The sequence below is a fragment of the Catenibacterium sp. UBA627 genome (genome assembly GCF_002299355.1).
GTDB lineage: Bacteria > Bacillota_I > Bacilli_A > Erysipelotrichales > Coprobacillaceae > Catenibacterium > Catenibacterium mitsuoka.
Genome location: NZ_DBPF01000082.1, coordinates 6,100 through 6,747, shown reverse-complemented (window position 1 = coordinate 6,747; position 648 = coordinate 6,100). Strand labels below are relative to the sequence as shown.

Genomic DNA, 648 nt, shown 5'->3' with positions numbered 1-648 from the left:
AATGTGACAGTTATTAAGAATTCTAAGAGTGGTGTATGTTCAGGTAGAAACCTTGGTGTAAAGAATGCGAAAGGTGACTATATTATGTTTCTAGATGCAGATGACTGGATTGAAAGTAATGCCTGTAAAATACTTCTAAATCATGCAGTAGAAGCTGAAGCAGATTGTGTTATCTGTAATTATAGTAGAGATTATAGTGATCATAGTGAAAAGATGCTTCATTATATAAGAGATACAATGTACAGTGACTGGAAGGATTATTTAAAGGATCTTTTAAATGTTCAGGCGGGTGTAGGATTCTGTTGGGGAAAATTGATTAAAGCCTCTACTATTGAAGATGTATTATTAAATGAAGAATTGAGTCTTGCAGAAGATGCAGAATATTGTGCACGTGCTTCACAGAAGTGGAACGTAATTGTGGGAGATGAGCATCCACTTGTTCATTATGTATTTAATGATCAGTCTGCTGTACGTAAGTTTGATACAGCTTATGCAGATAAGTTCCTCTTATCTATGAAAGCAGTAGAAGAAGATTTAAAAGATGTTATGGCAGAGGACAAGAATATAGAAACATTATTCTATAACTTTGTAAGTTATCATGTTTTACTTATTCTTGTGAATTACTGTGCACATCCACAAAATAAAGAT

General features: G+C 33.3%; 1 protein-coding gene. It reads left to right on the top strand.

Features of this window, described 5'->3' with window-relative positions; genetic code table 11:
* The coding region (locus tag B2S90_RS05285) for a glycosyltransferase (protein ID WP_286696653.1) at window positions 1-648 on the top strand (648 nt) is incomplete at both ends.